Genomic DNA, 18,455 nt, shown 5'->3' on the forward strand with positions numbered 1-18,455 from the left:
TCCGGCTGCTATACCCCAAGGAACAAGGAAAGGAAAATTCATGTCATGCAGGCAGGACATGAATCCTGCTCATCATTGTCGCACGGAAGGCAGCAGGTCGAAGTCCGTATAGACGAAGCCGCTACGCTCCACTGTCTCCCCTTGGCGCAGGTTCAGCGGCGCGGCGAAGCCGGGGCCATTCGCCACCACCGTGTGGAACTCGCCACGCTCTCCGCAAGGATCAACGCCGGGCGGCAGCTGGTCGAGGAAGGCCCAGTCGTAACGGCTTCCGCACAGCTCTCGCGGCACAAGCCGGGGGTCCAGCGTCGCTATCCGCGCGTCGAGGCCGAGGTCCAGCATCTCCTGCGCCAGCAGCCGGGTGTCCGCGCCCCAAAGGGGGAAATGCCCGGACAGGCCCTGTGCCGCCAGATTTCCCTCGCGATACTGGCGGATGTCCTCAAGGAACAGGTCGCCGAAGATCCAGTCGCGGACACCCTGCTCCTTCAGCCGCAGCGACGCCGCGCCAATCCGCGCCTCGTAGTCCGCGTTCGAGCAGGGGGCGGGCAGATCGACCTCGATCAGCGGCAGGCCAAGCGCCCTTGCCTGCGCCCGCGCGACCGCGCGGCGCGTGCCGTGGATGGCGACGCGGCTTGCCGTCTCGTTGAAGGTCGACAGCAGCGCCACGACATCCAGCGCGCCCTCCTGCCGCGCGCGATGCAGCGCAAGGGTGCAGTCCTTGCCCGAACTCCAGGACATCACCGCCGGCCGGGTCATGCCAGCGCCGCGCAGATGGCGTCCAGCCCCTCGGTCAGTGCGGCGGGGCCGGGCTGCAGGATCAGCGAGGACTTGATCTCGACGATCCGGCCATTCCGCACGGCCGGAAGGGCGTCCCAGCCGGGCCGCGCCGCGATCTTCTCGGGGCGCACCTTCTTGCCGCACCAGGACGCAAGAATCACGTCCGGCGCCGCCGCGATCACCTGATCCGAGGTGAGTATCCGGTCTCGCGCCGACTTCATACCGGCGAGTTCGGGAAAGGCCTCGCGTCCGCCCGCGACCTCGATCAGCTCGGACACCCACTGAAGGCCCGAGATCATCGGCTCGTCCCATTCCTCGAAATAGACCTTGGGGCGCGGCCCGGTCGCGCGCGCGGCAATGCCGGCCAGCCGCGCCTCGTAGCCCGCCGCCAGCGCCTCGGCGCGCTCGGCCGCGCCCACGGTGGCGCCCAGATGGCGGATCATCGCCAGAATGCCCGCGATGTCGCGCTGGTTATAGGCCATGACGGTCACGCCCAGACGGATCAGTTCGGCCACGATAGGCGCCTGAAGGTCCGAGAAGGTCAGCACCAGATCCGGTTCCAGCGCGAGGATCTTCGGAATGTCAGCCGAGGTGAAGGCCGCAACCCGGGGCTTCTCGCGCCGCACCTGCGGCGGGCGCACGGCATAGCCCGAGACGCCAACGATCCGCTGGTCTTCGCCCAGAAGATAGAGCGTTTCGACCGTTTCCTCGGTCAGGCAGACGATGCGTTCAGGGGGAAAGCGGCGCATGGTCAATGCCTTTCAGGAGGAGAGTGAGGTTGCGCCTTGGCCTGGCGCATTGCGGGCCTCAGCGGTTCACCGCCATGTCGTCGCGGTGGACCAGCGCGGCGCGGACCTGCTCGCCCAGGATCGCCGCGATCTCGTCGCTGCGCTTGCCCGCGATCCGCACCGCGTCGGTGGAATCGTAGCGCACGAGACCCTGCGCCAGCGCCGCGCCGGACGGCCCCCGGATCACCACGGGATCGCCTCGGTGGAAGACTCCCGTGACCTGCCGCACGCCCGCAGGCAGCAGCGACCGCCCGTCGGCCAACGCGCGGGCCGCCCCCTCGTCCACGACCAGCTCGCCCCTTGGCTTCATCGCCGCGATCCAGCGCTTGCGCGAGGCCTGCGGGTCGCCCTCGGGCAGGAACCACGTCACGCGCGCGCCCTCGGCCACCGCCGACAGGGGCCGCATCACGGACCCTTCGGCAATCGCCATCGCGCAGCCGCCGGAAACGGCCGTGCGGGCAGCCATCAGCTTGGTCTTCATGCCGCCCTTGGACAGCCCCGAGACGGGATCGCCGCCCATCGCCTCGATCTCGGGCGTCAGCGCCTCGACCACCGGCAGGTGCCGGGCCGAGGGGTCGGTCTTGGGGTTGGCCGTGTAAAGCCCGTCCACGTCCGACAGCAGAGCCAACTGGTCCGCCCCGCAGGTCACGGCGATCTGCGCGGCCAGCCGGTCGTTGTCGCCATAGCGGATCTCGTCCGTCGCGACCGTGTCGTTCTCGTTGACGATCGGCACGACGCCCAAGGAAAGCAGCGTCTCCATCGTCGCGCGGCTGTTGAGATAACGGCGGCGGTTCTCGGTATCCTCCAGCGTCACGAGGATCTGCGCCGTGGTCACGCCATGCGGCGCCAACATCTCCTCATAGGCGCGGGCCAGGCGAATCTGGCCCACGGCGGCGGCGGCCTGCGACTGTTCCAGCGTCAGCGCGCCCGAGGGCAGGCCCAGCACCCGCCGGCCCAGCGCGATGGAGCCAGAGGACACCAGAACCACATCCGCCCCGCGCCCGCGCCACAGCGCCACGTCATCGCAGAGCCCCCGCAGCCAGTCGGCGCGCAGCCCCTCCTTGCTGACCAGCAGCGCGCTGCCGATCTTGACCACCAGCCGTCGCGCGCCGGCGATGTCCGGCGTCACGGCTGCCATGTGGAAGTCTTTTCCACCTTCGGCTTCCGCGTCGGCTCGATCTTCTGCCACAGCGCCCGCAGAACCTCGGTCAGCCCTTCGCGCGAAACGCCGGACATGGACAGGACCGGCCCGCCGACCTCCTCCTGCAAGGCAGCCAGACGCTCGGCGCGGGTGTCCTCGTCCAGGGCGTCGATCTTGTTCAGGACCGTGATGCGCGGCTTCTCGGCCAGCACGGGGGAATAGGCCTCAAGCTCGGTCAGGATGGTGCGGGCGTCCGCCGCCACGTCCTCGGAGGTGCCATCCACCAGGTGCAGCAGCACGTTCGAGCGTTCGACATGGCCCAGGAACTGGTCGCCCAGGCCCTTGCCCTCGCTCGCGCCCTCGATCAGCCCCGGAATGTCGGCCATCACGAACTCATGCCCGTCGATGCCGACAACGCCGAGGTTCGGGACCAGCGTGGTGAAGGGGTAATCCGCGATCTTGGGCCGGGCGTTCGACACGGCCGCCAGGAAGGTGGACTTGCCCGCATTCGGCAGACCGACCAGCCCCACGTCGGCGATCAGCTTCAGCCGCAGCCACAGGGTCCGCTCGATCCCCGGCTGGCCGGGATTGGCGTGACGCGGCGCGCGGTTGGTCGAGGTCTTGAAATGCAGGTTCCCGAAGCCGCCGTTGCCGCCACGGGCCAGCAGCACACGCTGCCCCGGCTCGGTCAGGTCGGCGATCACCGTCTCCTGGTCCTCGTCCAGGATCTCGGTCCCGACCGGCACGCGCAGGACGATGTCATCGCCGCTCGCGCCCGTGCGCTGCGCGCCCATGCCGTGCTGGCCGGACTTGGCGAAGAAATGCTGCTGGTAGCGGAAGTCGATCAGGGTGTTCAGCCCCTCGACCGCCTCGGCCCAGACATCGCCGCCCCGCCCGCCGTCACCGCCATCGGGGCCGCCGTATTCGATGAACTTCTCGCGCCGGAAGGACACGGCACCGGCCCCGCCGCCGCCCGAGCGGATATAGACCTTGGCAAGATCGAGAAACTTCATGGGCGTGGTCTCCGGCTGTTGCGCATGGGGATACGCGCCCCGTCCTCGCCACGCAAGGCAAAGGCCGCCGGGCTTCTTCTTCGCCAAGTATCCCGGGGTGAGGGCCGCAGGCCCGAGGGGCAGCGCCCCTCTCTTACAATCGTCGCGGCGCACACCCAAATCGACGGCATGACCCAGCCCATCGCCTTCGACAATTCCTATGCCCGCCTCGGCCCCGGCTTCTACACCCGGACGCCGCCCACCCCGGTCGCCCAGCCGGGCCTGATCGCCGTCAACGACGGCCTGGCCCAGCGGCTCGGGATAGACCCCGACTGGCTGCGCAGCCCCGAGGGGCTGGCGATGATCTCCGGGAACAAGCCCCCGGAAGGGGCCGAGCCTATCGCCCAGGCCTATGCAGGCCACCAGTTCGGCGGTCTTTCGCTCCAACTGGGCGACGGCCGCGCCGTGCTGCTGGGCGAGGTCGTGGCCCCCGACGGCGCGCGCTTCGACATCCAGCTCAAGGGATCGGGGCCCACGCCCTTCTCGCGCCGGGGCGACGGACGCGCCTGGCTGGGTCCGGTCCTGCGCGAATATGCCGTCAGCGAGTTCATGCACGCGGTGGGCGTCCCCACCACGCGGGCGCTGGCCGCCGCCACGACCGGCGAGGTCGTCTGGCGCGAATCTCCCCTGCCCGGCGCCGTCCTGACCCGCGTGGCTTCCAGCCACATCCGCGTCGGCACCTTCGAGTTCTTCGCCATCCGGGGCGACGTGGACCGCCTGCGGGCGCTGGCCGACCACGTCATCGCACGCCACTATCCCGACGCCACCTCCCCGATGGAACTGCTGGCCGGCGTCGTCGCGCGTCAGGCGGAAACCATCGCGCAATGGATGGCGCTGGGCTTCATCCACGGCGTGATGAACACCGACAACATGGCCGTCTCGGGCGAGACCATCGACTACGGCCCCTGCGCCTTCATGGACGCCTATCACCCGGACACGGTCTTCTCCTCGATCGACCGGCACGGGCGTTATGCCTGGTCGCAGCAGCCGCAGGTCGCCGTCTGGAACCTCGCGCAGCTCGCCTCGTGCCTCTTGCCGCTGATGCCTGATCCCGAGGGCGCGGTGCCCGAGGCCACCCGGATCGTCCATGGCTTTCCCGCGATCTACCAGGCCGCCTGGCTCAAGCGCTTCGGCGCCAAGCTGGGATTGCCCGAGGCAGGCGCCGGGGACCAACCGCTGATCGAGCGCCTGCTAACCATGATGGCCCAGCAGGAGGCAGATTTCACCCGGACCTTCCGTGGGCTCGTCACCGGAGAGGCCACAGCCGAGTTCGCCGACCCCGCGCCCTTCATGGAGTGGCAGCGGGACTGGCAGGCGCGCGGCCCCGACCTTGCGCTGGCGGCACGGGCGAACCCCGCGCGCATCCCGCGCAACCACCGCATCCAGCAGGCCATCGACGCGGGCGTGCAGGGCGATTTCGCGCCCTTCCAGCGGCTGGTCGAGGCGGTCACGCATCCCTTCGAGGACCGCGCCGACTGGGCGGACCTCGCGGCCTCGCCCGAGCAGGGCGAGGAAGTGCGCGTGACCTATTGCGGCACCTGACGGGCTGTTCGACAAGGCGGCACCCGCCCCCGCTCGGATCCCATGATGCGCCTGCGCCTCGCCAGCTATAACCTCCACAAGTGCCGCGGCACCTTCGGCCCCTACGCCCCCGAACAGAACCTCGCGGTCATCGCGGGCCTGGGCGCCGACATCGTGGCCCTGCAGGAGGTGGACTTCCGCATGGGCCTGCGTCCCGAGGCCCTGCCCCGCGACATGATCGAGGCGGCGACGGGACTGGTGCCGGTGGACCACCGCCGCACCTCGGGCCAGTCTCTGGGCTGGCACGGGCAGACCATCCTGCTGCGCCCGGACCTGGCCGCCATGGCCCGGTCGCTGCCCCTGGCGCTTCCGGGGGTGGAGCCGCGCGGCGCGGTCATGATGCATCTGCCGGGCCTGACGGTGATCGCCGTCCACCTCGGCCTGATGCGCTCGTCCCGCCGCGCGCAACTGGCGCGCCTTGCCGCCAAGGCGGGGCGCCGGGGCGGCGACGCGGTCGTGCTGACGGGCGATTTCAACGAATGGCGGGGCGAGCACGGGCTCGAGGCGCTGACCGACCTCGACGTGATCGCGCCGGGCCGAAGCTGGCCCGCGCTTTCGCCCCGGCTGCGCTATGACCGCATCGCCGTCACGCCCTCGATCAAGGTGCTGGATTGCGGCGTCTTCGACAGGCCGCTGGCGCGCAAGGCCTCGGACCACCTGCCGATCTGGGCCGACCTGCTGATCCGCGACACCGAATAGGGTCTGGTTGCGCAAACAGCGCGGCTGCGGCTTCCGCCGCGCGGATGCAGCCGCTAGAAGGCGGCCGAACCCTTCCATCACGAGGTCCGGCCCCATGACCGCCATCATCGACATCTTCGCGCGCGAAATCCTCGACAGCCGCGGCAACCCGACCGTCGAGGTCGATGTCACGCTCGAAGACGGCACGATGGGCCGCGCGGCGGTGCCCTCGGGGGCGTCCACCGGCGCGCACGAGGCGGTGGAAAAGCGCGACGGCGACAAGTCGCGCTATTTGGGCAAAGGCGTGCTGGAGGCCGTGGCCTCGGTCAACGGAGAGCTGTCCGAGGCCCTGATCGGCGAGGACGCGACCGAGCAGCGCGCCATCGACATGATGATGATCGAGTTGGACGGCACCTCCAACAAGGGCCGCCTGGGCGCGAACGCGATCCTGGGCGTGTCGCTGGCGGTGGCAAAGGCCGCGGCCGAGGCGACCTCGCAGCCGCTTTACCGCTATGTCGGCGGGACGGGCGCGCGCATCCTGCCTGTGCCGATGATGAACATCATCAACGGGGGCGAGCACGCCGACAACCCGATCGACATCCAAGAATTCATGATCATGCCGGTTTCGGCGGAGAATATCCGCGAAGCCGTCCGCATGGGCTCGGAAGTCTTCCACACGCTGAAGAAGGAACTGTCGGCCGCTGGTCTGGCCACCGGCGTGGGTGACGAGGGCGGCTTCGCACCGAACCTGTCGTCCACCCGCGACGCCCTCGACTTCGTCCTGCGCTCGATCGAGAAGGCCGGCTACAAGCCCGGCGACGACATCATGCTGGCGCTCGACTGCGCCTCGACCGAATACTTCAAGAACGGCCGTTACGAGATGGTCGGAGAAGGCAAGTCCTTCACCTCGGCCGAGAACGTGGACTACCTCGCAGCCCTCTGCGCCGACTATCCGATCCTGTCGATCGAGGACGGCTGTGCCGAGGACGACTGGGACGGGTGGCGCCTGCTGACGGAAAAGCTGGGCGCCTCGGTCCAGTTGGTCGGCGACGACCTCTTCGTGACGAACCCCGCGCGGCTGGCGGAAGGGATTGCCCAAGGCTGCGGCAACTCGCTGCTGGTGAAGGTGAACCAGATCGGCACGCTGTCGGAAACGCTGGACGCGGTGATGATGGCCGACCGCGCGGGCTACACCTCGGTCATGTCGCACCGCTCGGGCGAGACCGAGGACGCGACCATCGCCGACCTCGCCGTCGCCACCAACTGCGGCCAGATCAAGACCGGCAGCCTCGCACGCTCGGACCGGCTGGCGAAGTACAACCAGCTGATCCGCATCGAGGAGATGCTGGGCGCGACCGCCGAATACGCCGGCCGCTCGATCCTGCGCGGCTAAGGCCGTCCCTGCTCCGGGGGGCATCGTCCCCCGGAGCTTCCGGCCCTGCAGAAGGGCCGACCTGCCGCCCCACATTTGCAAGCCCAAAGTGGTGGCAGAGCCCGTGCGAAGCGCCTATCTTCCATGAAACGGAAGCAGGACAGGTTGATCGGCATGGCGCATCCGCAAGAGGCAAGGACCGCAGACCCCGAGCGGATGCTGGGCTTGGCAATGCGCCGCGGCGCGATGGGCCGCTGCCCGAACTGCGGCGAGGCGCGGCTGTTCACCGGATACCTCAAGGTCAAGGACCACTGCCCGAACTGCGGCGAGGCGCTGCATCACCAGCGCGCCGACGACGGCCCGGCCTATGTCACGATCCTTATCGTCTCGCATGTCGCCGCCGCCGTGATGCTGTCGGTCTATACGATCTATCGCCCCTCCTCCGAGGTGATGATCGCGATCTTCCTGGGGGGCTCGCTGCTGGCCTCGCTGATCCTGCTGCCGATCATCAAGGGCGCCTTCGTCGGGCTGCAATGGGCCAAGCGGATGCACGGCTTCGGCCACGGGGGCGAGGATCGCCCGAACGAGCCGTGACCACAGGCCCAGCGCCCGTGCCGGTCGACCGCCCCGTCCCTTCCGCCGATCGTATCCGCCATGCGGCAACGGTGATCCTGATCGACCGCGACCGGGCGGATGGCCCCTCGGTCCTGATGGGGATGCGCGGCGCGGGCGCGGCCTTCATGCCGTCGAAATACGTCTTTCCCGGCGGCGCCGTGGATGCCGAGGATGACGCGCCCTGCCCCGAGGCCCTGTCGGACGCCTGCCGCGCCCGGCTGTCCGCCGAGCCGCTGGCGGGCGCAACCGTCAGCCCCGATGCCCTTGCCCGCGCGGCCCTGCGCGAGATGGTCGAGGAAACCGGACTGACGCTGGCCCCCTCGGCCGACGACCCGCTGCTGTTCGTCTTCCGCGCGATCACGCCCCCGGGCCGACCGCGCCGTTTCGACGCGCGCTTCTTCCTGATCGACGCGCGCAACATCGTGGGCGACCGCGACGATTTCTCCGGCGCCTGCGACGAGCTGAGCCACCTGCACTGGGTGCCGCTGTCCGAGGCCCGCGCCCTGGACCTGCCCTTCATCACCGAGGTGGTGCTGGCCGAGATCGAGGCGCTGGTCCGCGCCGCCGGGTACGGCCCGCTGCACGCGCCCGAAACGGTGCCCTTCTTCGACAACCGGGGACCGGAGCCCCGCTTCGTTCAGCTTTCCTGATCGCGCATCAGCGCGTCAAGCCGCGCGCGTTCCTCGGCGGTCAGCGCCTCGGGCGCGGGCGCGGATTCGGGGCGGCGGCCGCGCAGGAACAGGAAGGCGGCCAGCGCCGCGACCAGCGCCATCAGCGGACCGGCCCAGTAGAGGATGAGGTTCCCGCCCTCGGCCCTCGGCTCGAACAGCACGAACTCGCCAAAGCGCTCGGTCACGGCATCGATCACCTGCGCATCGCTGTCGCCCGCGACCAGCCGCTCGCGCACGTAAAGGCGCAGATCGCGGCTGATGGGCGCGTTCGATTCGTCGATGTTCTCGCCCTGGCAGACGGGGCAGCGCAGCATCTGCCCGATCTCGCGCGCGCGGTGTTCCAGCGCAGGATCGGCCAGCACCTCGTCGGGCTGGACGGCCCAGGCGGCCTGTGCCGCCACCAGCGCCAGCATCGCGGCGGTTGCGCGCAGCCCCCTCATTCCGCGGCCACTGCGCGGGGTGCCGCTTTGCGCGCCGTCGCCGCCACCCGCCAGCGCCGGTCGGTCAGGCTGATGACGCCACCCAAGGCCATCAGACCGCAGCCCATCCAGATCCAGAAGGCGAAAGGCTTGATGTAGCTGCGGACGGCCCATCCCCCGCCCTGCTGCGGGTCGCCGATGACCAGGTAGATGTCGCCCCAGAACGAGGTGCGGATCGCGGCCTCGGTCGTGGGCATGGCCTGCACGGGATAGACCCGCTTTTCGGGATGCAGGACGGCGACTTCGCGCCCGTTCCGCTCGACCCGCATCGCGGCGGTGGTCGAGACATAGTTCGGCCCCTGCACCTCGGCCACATCCTGAAGCGTGATCCGGTAGCCCGCGACTTCGAAGGTTTCGCCCTCGCGGGCAACGCGGATGTCCTCGACCGACCAGGCCATCAGCAGGCTGATGCCGACAAAGGTGACGCCCAGACCCGCATGGGCCACGACCCGGCCCCAGTCGGCGCGCGGCAGCCGCGACAGGCGCCCGAACTGGCCCGCCGCCCGCTGCCAGATGTCCACCGCCGACCCGGCAATCAGCCAGGCACCCAGGGCGGCGCCCACGACCGCAAGACCCGAGCGTCCGGTCGAGACGGCATAGACCAGCGCCGCCACCGCGACCGTCAGGATCACGGCAGGCACCAGTGTCTTTGCCGCGCGGCCCAGATTGCCGCGCTTCCACGGCAGGATCGACCCGATCGGCAGCGCGATGGCCAGCACGATCATGAAGGGGGTGAAGGCCTTTTCGAAGAAGGGCGTGCCCACCGACAGGCGGCGGTCCCACAGCAGCTCGGCCACCAAGGGCCAGATCGTGCCGATGAAGACGACGAACCCCGCGACAGCCAGCAGCAGGTTGTTCAGCAACAGTGCCCCTTCGCGCGACACCGGTGAAAAGACGGCGCGCGAGGTCATGGCCCCGGCCCGTGCCGCGTAAAGCGTCAGCGCGCCGCCGATGAAGAAGGCCGTGATGCCGAGGATGAAGATCCCGCGGGCCGGGTCGCTGGCGAAGCTGTGGACCGAGGTGATCACGCCCGAGCGCACGATGAAGGTGCCGACCAGCGAGAAACCGAAGGCCAGGATCGCCAGAAGGATTGTCCAGCTTTTCAGCGTTTCGCGCTTTTCGACCACGATGGCGGAATGCAGCAACGCGGCGGCGATCAGCCAGGGCATGAACGAAGCGTTTTCCACCGGGTCCCAGAACCAGAAGCCGCCCCAGCCGAGCTCGTAGTAAGCCCACCACGACCCCAGCGCGATGCCGATGGTCAGGAACATCCAGGCAGCCAGCGTCCAGGGCCGCACCCAGCGCGCCCAGGCGGCATCCACGCGCCCCTCGATCAGGGCGGCGACGGCGAAGGAGAAGGACATCGAAAGGCCGACATAGCCGAGGTAGAGGAACGGCGGGTGGAAGGCCAACCCCGGGTCCTGCAGCAACGGATTCAGGTCGCGGCCGTCGAAGGCGGGCGGGCTCATCCGGGTGAAGGGGTTCGAGGTAAAGATGATGAAGGCCAGGAAGGCCACTCCGATCGCGCCCTGCACCGCCAGCACGCGGGCGCGCAGGCCCGGCGGCAGATGCTCGCCGAAGCTGGCGGCGGCCGCACCGAACAGCGCCAAGATCAGCACCCACATGAGCATCGAGCCCTCGTGGTTCCCCCAGACGCCCGTGACCTTGTAAAGCATGGGCTTGGCCGAGTGGCTGTTCTCATAGACCAGCGCCACGCTGAAATCCGAGGTGATGAAAGCCACCGTCAGCGCCGCAAAGGAAATGCCCAGCAGCCCGAACTGCGCCATTGCGGCGGGGCGGGCGCTTTCCATCCAGGCAGGCCAGCCGCGCGAGGCGCCGACCATCGGCACGACCGCCTGGAACAGCGCAATGCCAAAGGCGAGGATCAGCGCGTAATGTCCAAGCTCGGCAATCATGGAAAAACCCCCGGGGATATGGCCCGGGGGCAAGGTAAGCCTTCACGCGCCCCGCGACCAGACCCCGCGCCGCGCCGGGTTGTCACAGGGGTGTTAGGGCAAAGGCCTCAGCCCAGCGTCTGCGCCCAGTCCCTCAGCGCCGGGTTGTCAGCGAAATCATCGGCGGGGCGGCGGACGGGACTTGCCACGTCGGAGGGTGTCGCCTGCCCGGGCAGCCCGGGCAGCCCGGCATCGCCCACCGGCACCTGAGGCGCGCGCCAGCCGTCCTCGCCCACCACGGTCGCCTGGACCTTGGCGCGCGGCCAGACGCGGCGGCGGAAATAATGCGCCTCGCGCGCGCCGAAATAGAAGCTGACGATGGCCCCCATGAGCCACCAGAGGGGTTCGGGGACCAGCGCCAACCCCTCCATCCGCATCGAAAAGCCGGGCGGATCGATCATCGCATAGGCAAACAGCCCGATGGTCCCCAGCGTCAGCAGCGGACGCGGCAGGCGGTTCAGCCCGTTCATCAGGCTGTCCCACCAGGTATGCGGCGCGTGGGTGAACTCGGCCTGCGCCTGGGTGATGGCGCGGGCATAGGCCTCCTCGTCCAGTTCCATCCGGCGGGTGGCGTTGGGGGTGAAGATCTCGGCCACGTTGCCCGCGGCCTCGGCGGCGGCGGCGATCCCGCCCGAGCGGGTCAGGAAACGGTCGATCATGCCCATCGGGAGGTCCTTTCGCGGTGCTGCGCCTCGGTCAGGTGATAACGGGGCGAGATGAACTCCTCGGCCCGGGTGATCCAGCCACCCTTGCCGCCGTCCTGACGGCGCGCGAACTTGCGGCTGGCGGGGCGTGCGTCGGCCAATGCGTAATAGTAGTTGCGCCGGGCGATCCCGTAGGCGTCCGCCAGATGCGCGGGCGCGGCGGCAGTGGCGGCCTGGGCGGCGGCCTCGGTTTTCGGCCCCACCACGCCGTCGTCGGTGCAGGCAAAGCCCATGCGGGACACCAAGCGTTGCAGGATCTTCACCGCGTTGGCGCCCGCATTCACCTGCATGTCGAAGACGCTGGCCTGCACCGCCTGCGGCAGGCGGTCCAGGCGCGGACGGCGGAAGTAGTGATCCACATAGATGCGCGCGGCCTGCACAGGATCCAGCCGCCGCACGTCCGCCGCGTTCACCCGGCCGTTGCCATCGAGATCCAGCCCCAGGCCGCGCATCGTGCCGAGAGTGACCCCGTGGTTCGTGGCCCCGCCGGGGTCATCGGGGTCGTCCACGAACCCCCCTTCGCGCGCCACGATGGCAGCGGCGATCTGCTCGACTGTCTGCATCCCTGCCCCCAAGGTTGAGGCAGGCAGGGTCGCGCGGGGATGTTAACCTTGCGTTAACCCTCCGCGCGTTGCGGTCAGGAGGTCGGGCCCTTGTAGACGCCCTGCTCCTTCAGCGAATCCGAGACCTCGCGCGGCATGTAGTTCTCGTCGTGCTTGGCCAAAATCTCGTCCGCAACGAAGACGCCATCGACCATTGTCCCGGTGCCGATCATGCCCGCGTTCTCGGCAAACAGGTCCGGCAGCACCCCGCGGAAGGTCACGGGGACGACCTCTCCGCCGTCGGTGACCGAGAAACTCACCGTCTCGCCTTCGCCCCGCACCAGCGAGCCCTCCTCGACCAGCCCGCCAAGGCGGAAGACTTCGCCCGCGGGCGGCGGCGCTTCGGCCAGCTGCGTGGGTGAACGGTAGAGGTTGATCCCGTCGCGAAAACCGTAGCCGATCAGCACGGCCGCCACCACCAGCGCGACAGCGGCCGCGATCAGGACCTGGATGCGGCGTTTCTTCTTGAGCGATTTCATCGGATTGCCCTTGCTTTCTCAGGCCGCTTCAAAGCGGATCGGATGGCGCAGGAACTGCGTGGCCTTTGAGGTGACCCGCTCGGGGTCGCCGGTAGTCAGGAAACGCGATTGCGTGCCCGAGCCCAGGAACTCGGGCCGGCGCCGCAGGTAGTCTTCGAGGCTTTCGGCCACCAGCCCTGCCTGCGAATAGACGGCGACGCCCGACCCCAGCGCCTCGCGGAAGGCCTTTTCCATCAGCGGGTAATGGGTGCAGCCCAGGATCGCGGCCTCGGGATGCGGCATCCGACGCTTGAGGGCCTCGACATGGGACCGCACCAGCGCCTCGGCCAGCATCTCGTCCCCGTCCTCGATGGCGTCCACGACCCCACCGCAGGGCTGCGCCTCGACATCGACGCCGATGGCGCGGAAGGCCAGTTCCCGCTGAAAGGCGCGGCTGGCGACAGTGGCGGGGGTGGCGAACAGGGCCACGTGCTTTATGGCAACCTCGCGCGGGGGGCTGTTGTCGCCCCAGTGGCGCTCGGTCAGCGCCTCGATCAGCGGGACGAAGACGCCAAGGACGCGCTTGTTCTGGGGCAGCCAGGTTTCCTGCATCCGTTTCAGGGCGGCGGCGCTGGCCGTGTTGCAGGCGAGGATCACGAGATCGCAGCCTTCCTGCCACAGCCGCTCGACGCCCTTGCAGGTCAGGTCGAAGATGTCGTCATGGGTGCGGACGCCGTAGGGCGTATGGGCGTTGTCGCCCAGATAGACCAGCGGCAGGTCGGGCATCCGATTGGCGATGGCCTGGTGCACGGTCAACCCGCCCAGACCCGAATCGAAGACGCCGACAGCCATCCGAACCCTCCGTGAAGCTGGACCCCATCTAAGGGCGCAAGCGGGGGGAATCCATGACTCAAGTCAGATTGATACGCTGGGACCGGGGCTCTGCCCCGGACCCCGGGATACTTAAGCGAAGAAGAAACACGCGCCGTCTTGAGGGCTGCGTGCTTCCTTCTGGCTTAAATACCCTGCTAGAGGCAGGGGGAGACACGAGGTTCGGGCTTCACTCCGCCGCGATGCGCATCTCGGGCTGCGAGGGCCAGCCGCCTGCGCGGAAAGCGGCCAGCAGCTCGTCCCGCCGCGCCTGGGCTTTTTCGGCCGCCTCGTCCTTGATGAAGCCGTAGCCGCGGATCTGCTGTGGCAGGGCGGCAAGCTCGCGGGCGATGTCCATCGTCGCGGGCGTCACCTTGGGCAGCACCTCGGCCATGTCCTGCTCGTACTGCCGCGCCAGCGCACGCTCGCGGCGGCGTTCGCCCTGCCAGCCGAAGAGGTCCAGCGGCGTACCGCGCAGGCCCCGCATGGCGGACAGCGTGCGGAAGACCGGAAGCATCCACGCCCCGAACTCGCGCTTCTTCGGGCGGCCTTCCGCATCCTTGCCGCCCAGGAAGGGGGGCGCCATGTGGAACGTCAGCTTCGTGTCGCCCTCGAAGGTACGGGCGACGCCTTCGGTCGTGGTCAGGTGCAGCCGGGCAACCTCGTATTCGTCCTTTACCGCCAGCAGCCGATACCAGCTCTCGGCCACCGTTTCGCGCAGCTCGGCAGGCGCCAGGTCCACCAGCTTGAGGAAGCGGCGCTTGAGCTTGGGTCCCTGATAGCCGATCAGCCTGTCGGCGCGATAACCGACGGAATCGAAGCGTTCCACCTTGGCAGGCGCGGGGGCTGCCTGTTCAGGATAAAGGATCGCCCAGCGGCCGATCTGGAAGGCACGCTTGTTTTCCTCGGCCTTGGCGCCGTTCAGTTCGATGGCGCGCAGGATCGCCTCTTCGGAGAGCGGGATAAGCCCCTGCTGCCAGGCCGCGCCGGTGATCAGCATGTTCGAATAGATCGAGTCGCCTAGATAGCGCTCGGCCAGCTTCGAGGCGTCGAGGAAGCTGACGCGATCACCCAGACGCGCCTCAAGCGACATCTTCAGCCGGTCGGCCGGCACGCGGAAGTCGCGGACGCGGGTGAATTCGCCGGTGATGATCTCGTGCTCGTTGACGACGGCGCCGGTGCGGCCGCCGGTCATCAGGCCGATGGTCTTGGCGCCCGCCGTTACCACCAGATCGCCGCCGATGATGGCGTCGGCCTCACCCACGGCGACGCGGATGGCGCTGATGTCGGCGGGGTCGTTGGCCAGCCGCAGGTGGATATGGACCGCGCCACCCTTCTGGGCAAGGCCGGCCATCTCCATCATCCCCGCGCCCTTGCCGTCGAGCTGCGCGGCCTGTGCCAGCACCGCGCCGATGGTCACGACGCCGGTGCCGCCGACGCCTGTGATCACAAGGTTATGGGTGCCGTCGATCGCGGGCAGCGCAGGCGCGGGCAGGTCAGGCAGGTGCAGCGCCTCCGCGGCAGGCTTGCGCAGCTTGCCGCCCTGGACGCTGACGAAGCTAGGGCAGAAGCCTTTGACGCAGGAATAGTCCTTGTTGCAGGACGACTGGTCGATGGCGCGCTTGCGGCCAAGCTTGGTGTCGAAGGGCACGACCGAGACGCAGTTCGATTGGACCGAGCAGTCGCCGCAGGCCTCGCAGACCTCGGGGTTGATCCAGACGCGGCGGTCCGGGTCGGGAAACTTGCCCTTCTTGCGGCGGCGGCGCTTTTCGGCGGCGCAGGTCTGGACATAGACGATGGCCGTGACGCCGGGCACCTCGGCCAGTTCGCGCTGCACGGCCATGAGGTTCGCGCGCTCCTCGAAGCGCAGGCCCGCCGGGAACTGCTTGCGGTCGATCTCCTCCTTCTCGTCATGGACCAGCACCACCGGCACGTCGATCGCCTGCAGCTCGCGCACGATCTGAGGCGCGGTCAGTTCGCCCTCGTTCGGCTGGCCGCCGGTCATGGCAACAGCGTCGTTGAACAGGATCTTGTAGGTGATGTTGGTGCCCGCCGCCTTGGCCGCGCGGATCGCCAGAGAGCCCGAGTGATTGTAGGTTCCGTCGCCAAGGTTCTGGAAGACATGAGGCCGCTTGGAAAACGGCGCTTCGCCGATCCAGTTCGCGCCCTCGCCGCCCATCTGGGTGAAGCCGGTGGTTTCCCGGTCCATCCACTGCACCATGTAGTGGCAGCCGATCCCCGCATAGGCGCGGCTGCCCTCGGGCACCTTGGTCGAGCTGTTGTGCGGGCAGCCCGAGCAGAACCAGGGCGTCCGCGTGGCGACCTCGGGGGCATTGTCGTTGCGGCGCGTCTCGGCCAGCTTGCCCAGCGCGGATTCCAGCCGGTCGGTGCGGCGGCCTTCCTCGATCAGGATGTCGCCCAGACGTTGCGCGATCAGCACCGGGTCCAAGGCATAGCGGGTGGGGAACAGTTCCAGCCGCCGCCCGTGTTCCCAGGTGTCGCCCTTGTGCCAGCCATAGACGCGGCGGCCGCGGCGGTCGTCGAAGATCGCCTCCTTGACCTGCACCTCGATCAGCTTGCGTTTTTCCTCGACCACGATGATCAGGTCCAGGCCCTCGGCCCATTCGTGGAAGCTGACCATGTCCAGGGGCCAGGTCTGGCCAATCTTGTAGGTGGTGATGCCCAGCCGCTCGGCCTCTGTCTCGTCGATGCCCAGCAGCGACATGGCATGGACCACGTCCAGCCAGTTTTTCCCGGCGGCGCAGATGCCAATCTTCGCCCCCGGCTTGCCCCACATGCGGCGGTCGATGCGGTTCGCGCGGGCGAAGGCCTCGGCCGCGAAGCGCTTGTAGTCGATCATCCGCGCTTCCTGCGCGACCGGCGTGTCGCCCAGGCGGATGTTCAGCCCGCCTTCCGGCATGACGAAGTCGTCGGGCGTCACGAAGCTCATGCGGAAGGGGTCGCCGTCGACGACGCTGGTCGCCTCGACCGTGTCCTTCATGGTCTTGAGGCCGGTCCAGACGCCGGCGAAGCGGCTCAGCGCCCAGCCGTAAAGGCCGAAGTCCAGGATCTCCTGCACGCCCGCGGGCGACAGCACCGGGATATAGGCGTCCACCATCGCCCAGTCGGACTGGTGCAGCACGGTCGAGGATTCGCCTGTATGGTCGTCCCCCATTGCCATGACGACACCGCCATGCTTGGACGACCCCGCCATGTTGGCATGACGCATCACGTCACCCGTGCGGTCCACGCCGGGTCCCTTGCCGTACCACAGCGCGAAGACGCCGTCATATTTCCCCTCACCGCGCAGCTCGGCCTGCTGGCTGCCCCAGATGGCGGTCGCGGCCAGGTCTTCGTTCAGGCCGGGCTGGAACAGGACATTGGCGGGATCGAGCAGCTTCTTCGACCGCATCATCTGCAGGTCCACCCCACCAAGGGGAGAGCCGCGATAGCCCGTCACCAGCCCTGCCGTGTTCAGGCCCGCCGCCCGGTCGCGTGCCGACTGCATCAGCATCAGGCGAACCAGCGCCTGCGTGCCGTTCAGCAGCACATGGCGCTTGGTCAGGTCGAAGCGATCGGCAAGGGAAATGTCCTGAACGCTCATCTTGCTTCCTCCCAAAGCTGGACGGCCATGAGCCACAGTATAGGTCAGGTAAGCTGACCGATAAAGTCCTTTGTTCTTGTCCCGCTTCTCTCTATGTGTTGCGCAAAACGCATGGCAGGGATGCACCAAGGTATGAACGGGCTGGACTGGGACAAGCTGCGGATATTCCACGCGGTGGCAGAGGCGGGCAGCCTGACCCATGCGGGGGATGCGCTGCACCTGTCGCAGTCGGCGGTCAGCCGGCAGGTGCGCGCGCTGGAGGAGGGCCTTGGCACCACGCTGTTCCATCGCCATGCGCGCGGCCTGATCCTGACGGAACAGGGCGAGATGCTGTTCGACGCCACCAAGGCTATGAACCGCAAGCTCGACACCACCGCCGCCCGCATCCGCGACAGCGAGGAGCATGTCTTCGGCGAATTGAAAGTCACGACCACGACCGGCTTCGGGACGCTGTGGCTGGTCCCGCGGCTCGCCAAGCTTTACGAGCGCTATCCCGATCTCAAGATCGACCTGCTGTTGGAAGAGCGGGTGCTGGACCTGCCGATGCGCGAGGCCGACGTCGCCATCCGCATGAAGGAGCCGAGCCAGGCCGACCTGATCCGCCGCCGCCTGCTGAACATCCGGATGCGGCTTTACGCCTCGCCCGAATATGCAGAGCGCATCGGCCTGCCGCAGAAGGTCGAGGAACTGGCCGCCCATCGCCTGATCTGCCAGAATCCCACAACGCCGCAGGTGCAGGCGGGCGCGGTCCTGGCGCAGGCGCTGCTGACCCAGCAGTCGCCCTCCACCCTGCTGGTCAACAGCTACTTCGGCGTCCTGCAGGGCGTGCTCAGCCATGTCGGCATCGGCATTCTGCCCAACTACATGGAACACGAGATGCCGCAGCTTGTCCGCGTGCTGCCGGACGTCGAGTCGACCGAGGTCCCGGTCTTCCTGGCCTTTCCCGAAGAATTGCGCTCGTCCCGCCGCGTTGCAGCATTCCGGGATTTCGTGCTTGAGGAAATTCAGACGATGAAGCGCAACTCGGACGAGAACTGAGTTATTGCCTTCTACCAGTGCCATGCATGGTCCGCATGGCGGTCATGCATCAATAAAGTTAAGGCGCGCTTGA

Annotated in this window: 17 protein-coding genes; 6 read left to right on the top strand and 11 right to left on the bottom strand. The window is 68.4% G+C overall.

What is annotated here, in order from left to right; genetic code table 11:
* Positions 1-72 precede the first annotated feature (72 nt).
* The 4 genes from BLQ03_RS09630 to obgE are packed head-to-tail and all read right to left on the bottom strand — an operon-like array spanning position 73 to position 3,716.
* A complete protein-coding gene (locus tag BLQ03_RS09630; protein ID WP_175558828.1) occupies positions 73-753 on the bottom strand; it encodes a Dph6-related ATP pyrophosphatase in 681 nt (226 codons plus the stop codon).
* On the bottom strand, positions 750-1,523 hold the full coding sequence (locus tag BLQ03_RS09635) for a cobalamin-binding protein (RefSeq protein WP_090755291.1): 774 nt from the start codon (positions 1,521-1,523) through the stop codon (positions 750-752). The genes BLQ03_RS09630 and BLQ03_RS09635 overlap by 4 nt, the downstream gene beginning before the upstream one ends.
* 58 nt (positions 1,524-1,581) lie before the next feature.
* A complete protein-coding gene (proB, locus tag BLQ03_RS09640; protein WP_090755293.1) occupies positions 1,582-2,700 on the bottom strand; it encodes a glutamate 5-kinase in 1,119 nt (372 codons plus the stop codon).
* Positions 2,688-3,716 carry a GTPase ObgE gene (gene obgE, locus BLQ03_RS09645; protein WP_090755295.1) on the bottom strand — a complete coding sequence of 343 codons (1,029 nt, stop codon included), beginning with the start codon at positions 3,714-3,716 and terminating at the stop codon, positions 2,688-2,690. The genes proB and obgE overlap by 13 nt, the downstream gene beginning before the upstream one ends.
* A gap of 168 nt (positions 3,717-3,884) precedes the next feature.
* Between obgE and BLQ03_RS09650 the strand changes: the two genes are divergently transcribed.
* The 5 genes from BLQ03_RS09650 to BLQ03_RS09670 all read left to right on the top strand — a co-directional run bounded on the left by BLQ03_RS09650 (position 3,885) and on the right by BLQ03_RS09670 (position 8,651).
* Positions 3,885-5,297, top strand: coding sequence for a protein adenylyltransferase SelO (locus tag BLQ03_RS09650; RefSeq protein WP_090755297.1), 1,413 nt, complete (start codon positions 3,885-3,887; stop codon positions 5,295-5,297).
* A gap of 42 nt (positions 5,298-5,339) precedes the next feature.
* Positions 5,340-6,035, top strand: coding sequence for an endonuclease/exonuclease/phosphatase family protein (locus tag BLQ03_RS09655; protein WP_090755299.1), 696 nt, complete (start codon positions 5,340-5,342; stop codon positions 6,033-6,035).
* Between the two features lie 94 nt (positions 6,036-6,129).
* Positions 6,130-7,407 carry a phosphopyruvate hydratase gene (eno, locus tag BLQ03_RS09660; protein ID WP_090755301.1) on the top strand — a complete coding sequence of 426 codons (1,278 nt, stop codon included), beginning with the start codon at positions 6,130-6,132 and terminating at the stop codon, positions 7,405-7,407.
* 123 nt (positions 7,408-7,530) lie between these two features.
* Positions 7,531-7,980: a DUF983 domain-containing protein gene (locus BLQ03_RS09665; protein ID WP_245688799.1), complete on the top strand. Its 450-nt coding sequence runs from the start codon at positions 7,531-7,533 to the stop codon at positions 7,978-7,980.
* A gap of 17 nt (positions 7,981-7,997) precedes the next feature.
* Positions 7,998-8,651, top strand: coding sequence for an NUDIX hydrolase (locus BLQ03_RS09670; protein ID WP_090755304.1), 654 nt, complete (start codon positions 7,998-8,000; stop codon positions 8,649-8,651).
* Here the strand turns inward: BLQ03_RS09670 and BLQ03_RS09675 are convergent.
* From BLQ03_RS09675 to BLQ03_RS09705, 7 genes are all read right to left on the bottom strand, one after another.
* Complete coding sequence (locus tag BLQ03_RS09675) at positions 8,639-9,103, bottom strand: cytochrome c-type biogenesis protein (RefSeq protein ID WP_425415731.1); 465 nt, start codon at positions 9,101-9,103, stop codon at positions 8,639-8,641. The two genes, BLQ03_RS09670 and BLQ03_RS09675, sit on opposite strands and share 13 nt — an antisense overlap.
* Before the next feature lie 5 nt (positions 9,104-9,108).
* Entirely contained in the window at positions 9,109-11,067 is a 1,959-nt protein-coding gene (locus BLQ03_RS09680; RefSeq protein WP_090755309.1) for a heme lyase CcmF/NrfE family subunit, read from the bottom strand.
* Between the two features lie 107 nt (positions 11,068-11,174).
* Positions 11,175-11,765 (bottom strand): holin family protein, encoded by a 591-nt coding sequence (locus tag BLQ03_RS09685; protein WP_245688801.1) that lies wholly within the window; start codon positions 11,763-11,765, stop codon positions 11,175-11,177.
* Positions 11,762-12,373: a holin-associated N-acetylmuramidase gene (locus tag BLQ03_RS09690; protein ID WP_090755314.1), complete on the bottom strand. Its 612-nt coding sequence runs from the start codon at positions 12,371-12,373 to the stop codon at positions 11,762-11,764. Before BLQ03_RS09690 ends, BLQ03_RS09685 begins: the two co-directional genes overlap by 4 nt.
* Positions 12,374-12,447: 74 nt before the next feature.
* A complete protein-coding gene (ccmE, locus tag BLQ03_RS09695; protein WP_090755316.1) occupies positions 12,448-12,891 on the bottom strand; it encodes a cytochrome c maturation protein CcmE in 444 nt (147 codons plus the stop codon).
* An 18-nt stretch (positions 12,892-12,909) separates the two neighbouring features.
* Entirely contained in the window at positions 12,910-13,722 is an 813-nt protein-coding gene (locus BLQ03_RS09700) for a glutamate racemase (RefSeq protein WP_090755318.1), read from the bottom strand.
* Between the two features lie 208 nt (positions 13,723-13,930).
* A complete protein-coding gene (locus BLQ03_RS09705) occupies positions 13,931-17,344 on the bottom strand; it encodes an indolepyruvate ferredoxin oxidoreductase family protein (protein WP_090755320.1) in 3,414 nt (1,137 codons plus the stop codon).
* Positions 17,345-17,485: 141 nt separating this feature from the next.
* On the opposite strand from BLQ03_RS09705, the gene BLQ03_RS09710 reads away from it, so the two are divergent.
* On the top strand, positions 17,486-18,382 hold the full coding sequence (locus tag BLQ03_RS09710; RefSeq protein WP_090755675.1) for a LysR family transcriptional regulator: 897 nt from the start codon (positions 17,486-17,488) through the stop codon (positions 18,380-18,382).
* The last annotated feature ends 73 nt before the right edge of the window (positions 18,383-18,455 follow it).

It is taken from the genome of Paracoccus chinensis (assembly GCF_900102885.1).
GTDB classification, from domain to species: domain Bacteria; phylum Pseudomonadota; class Alphaproteobacteria; order Rhodobacterales; family Rhodobacteraceae; genus Paracoccus; species Paracoccus chinensis.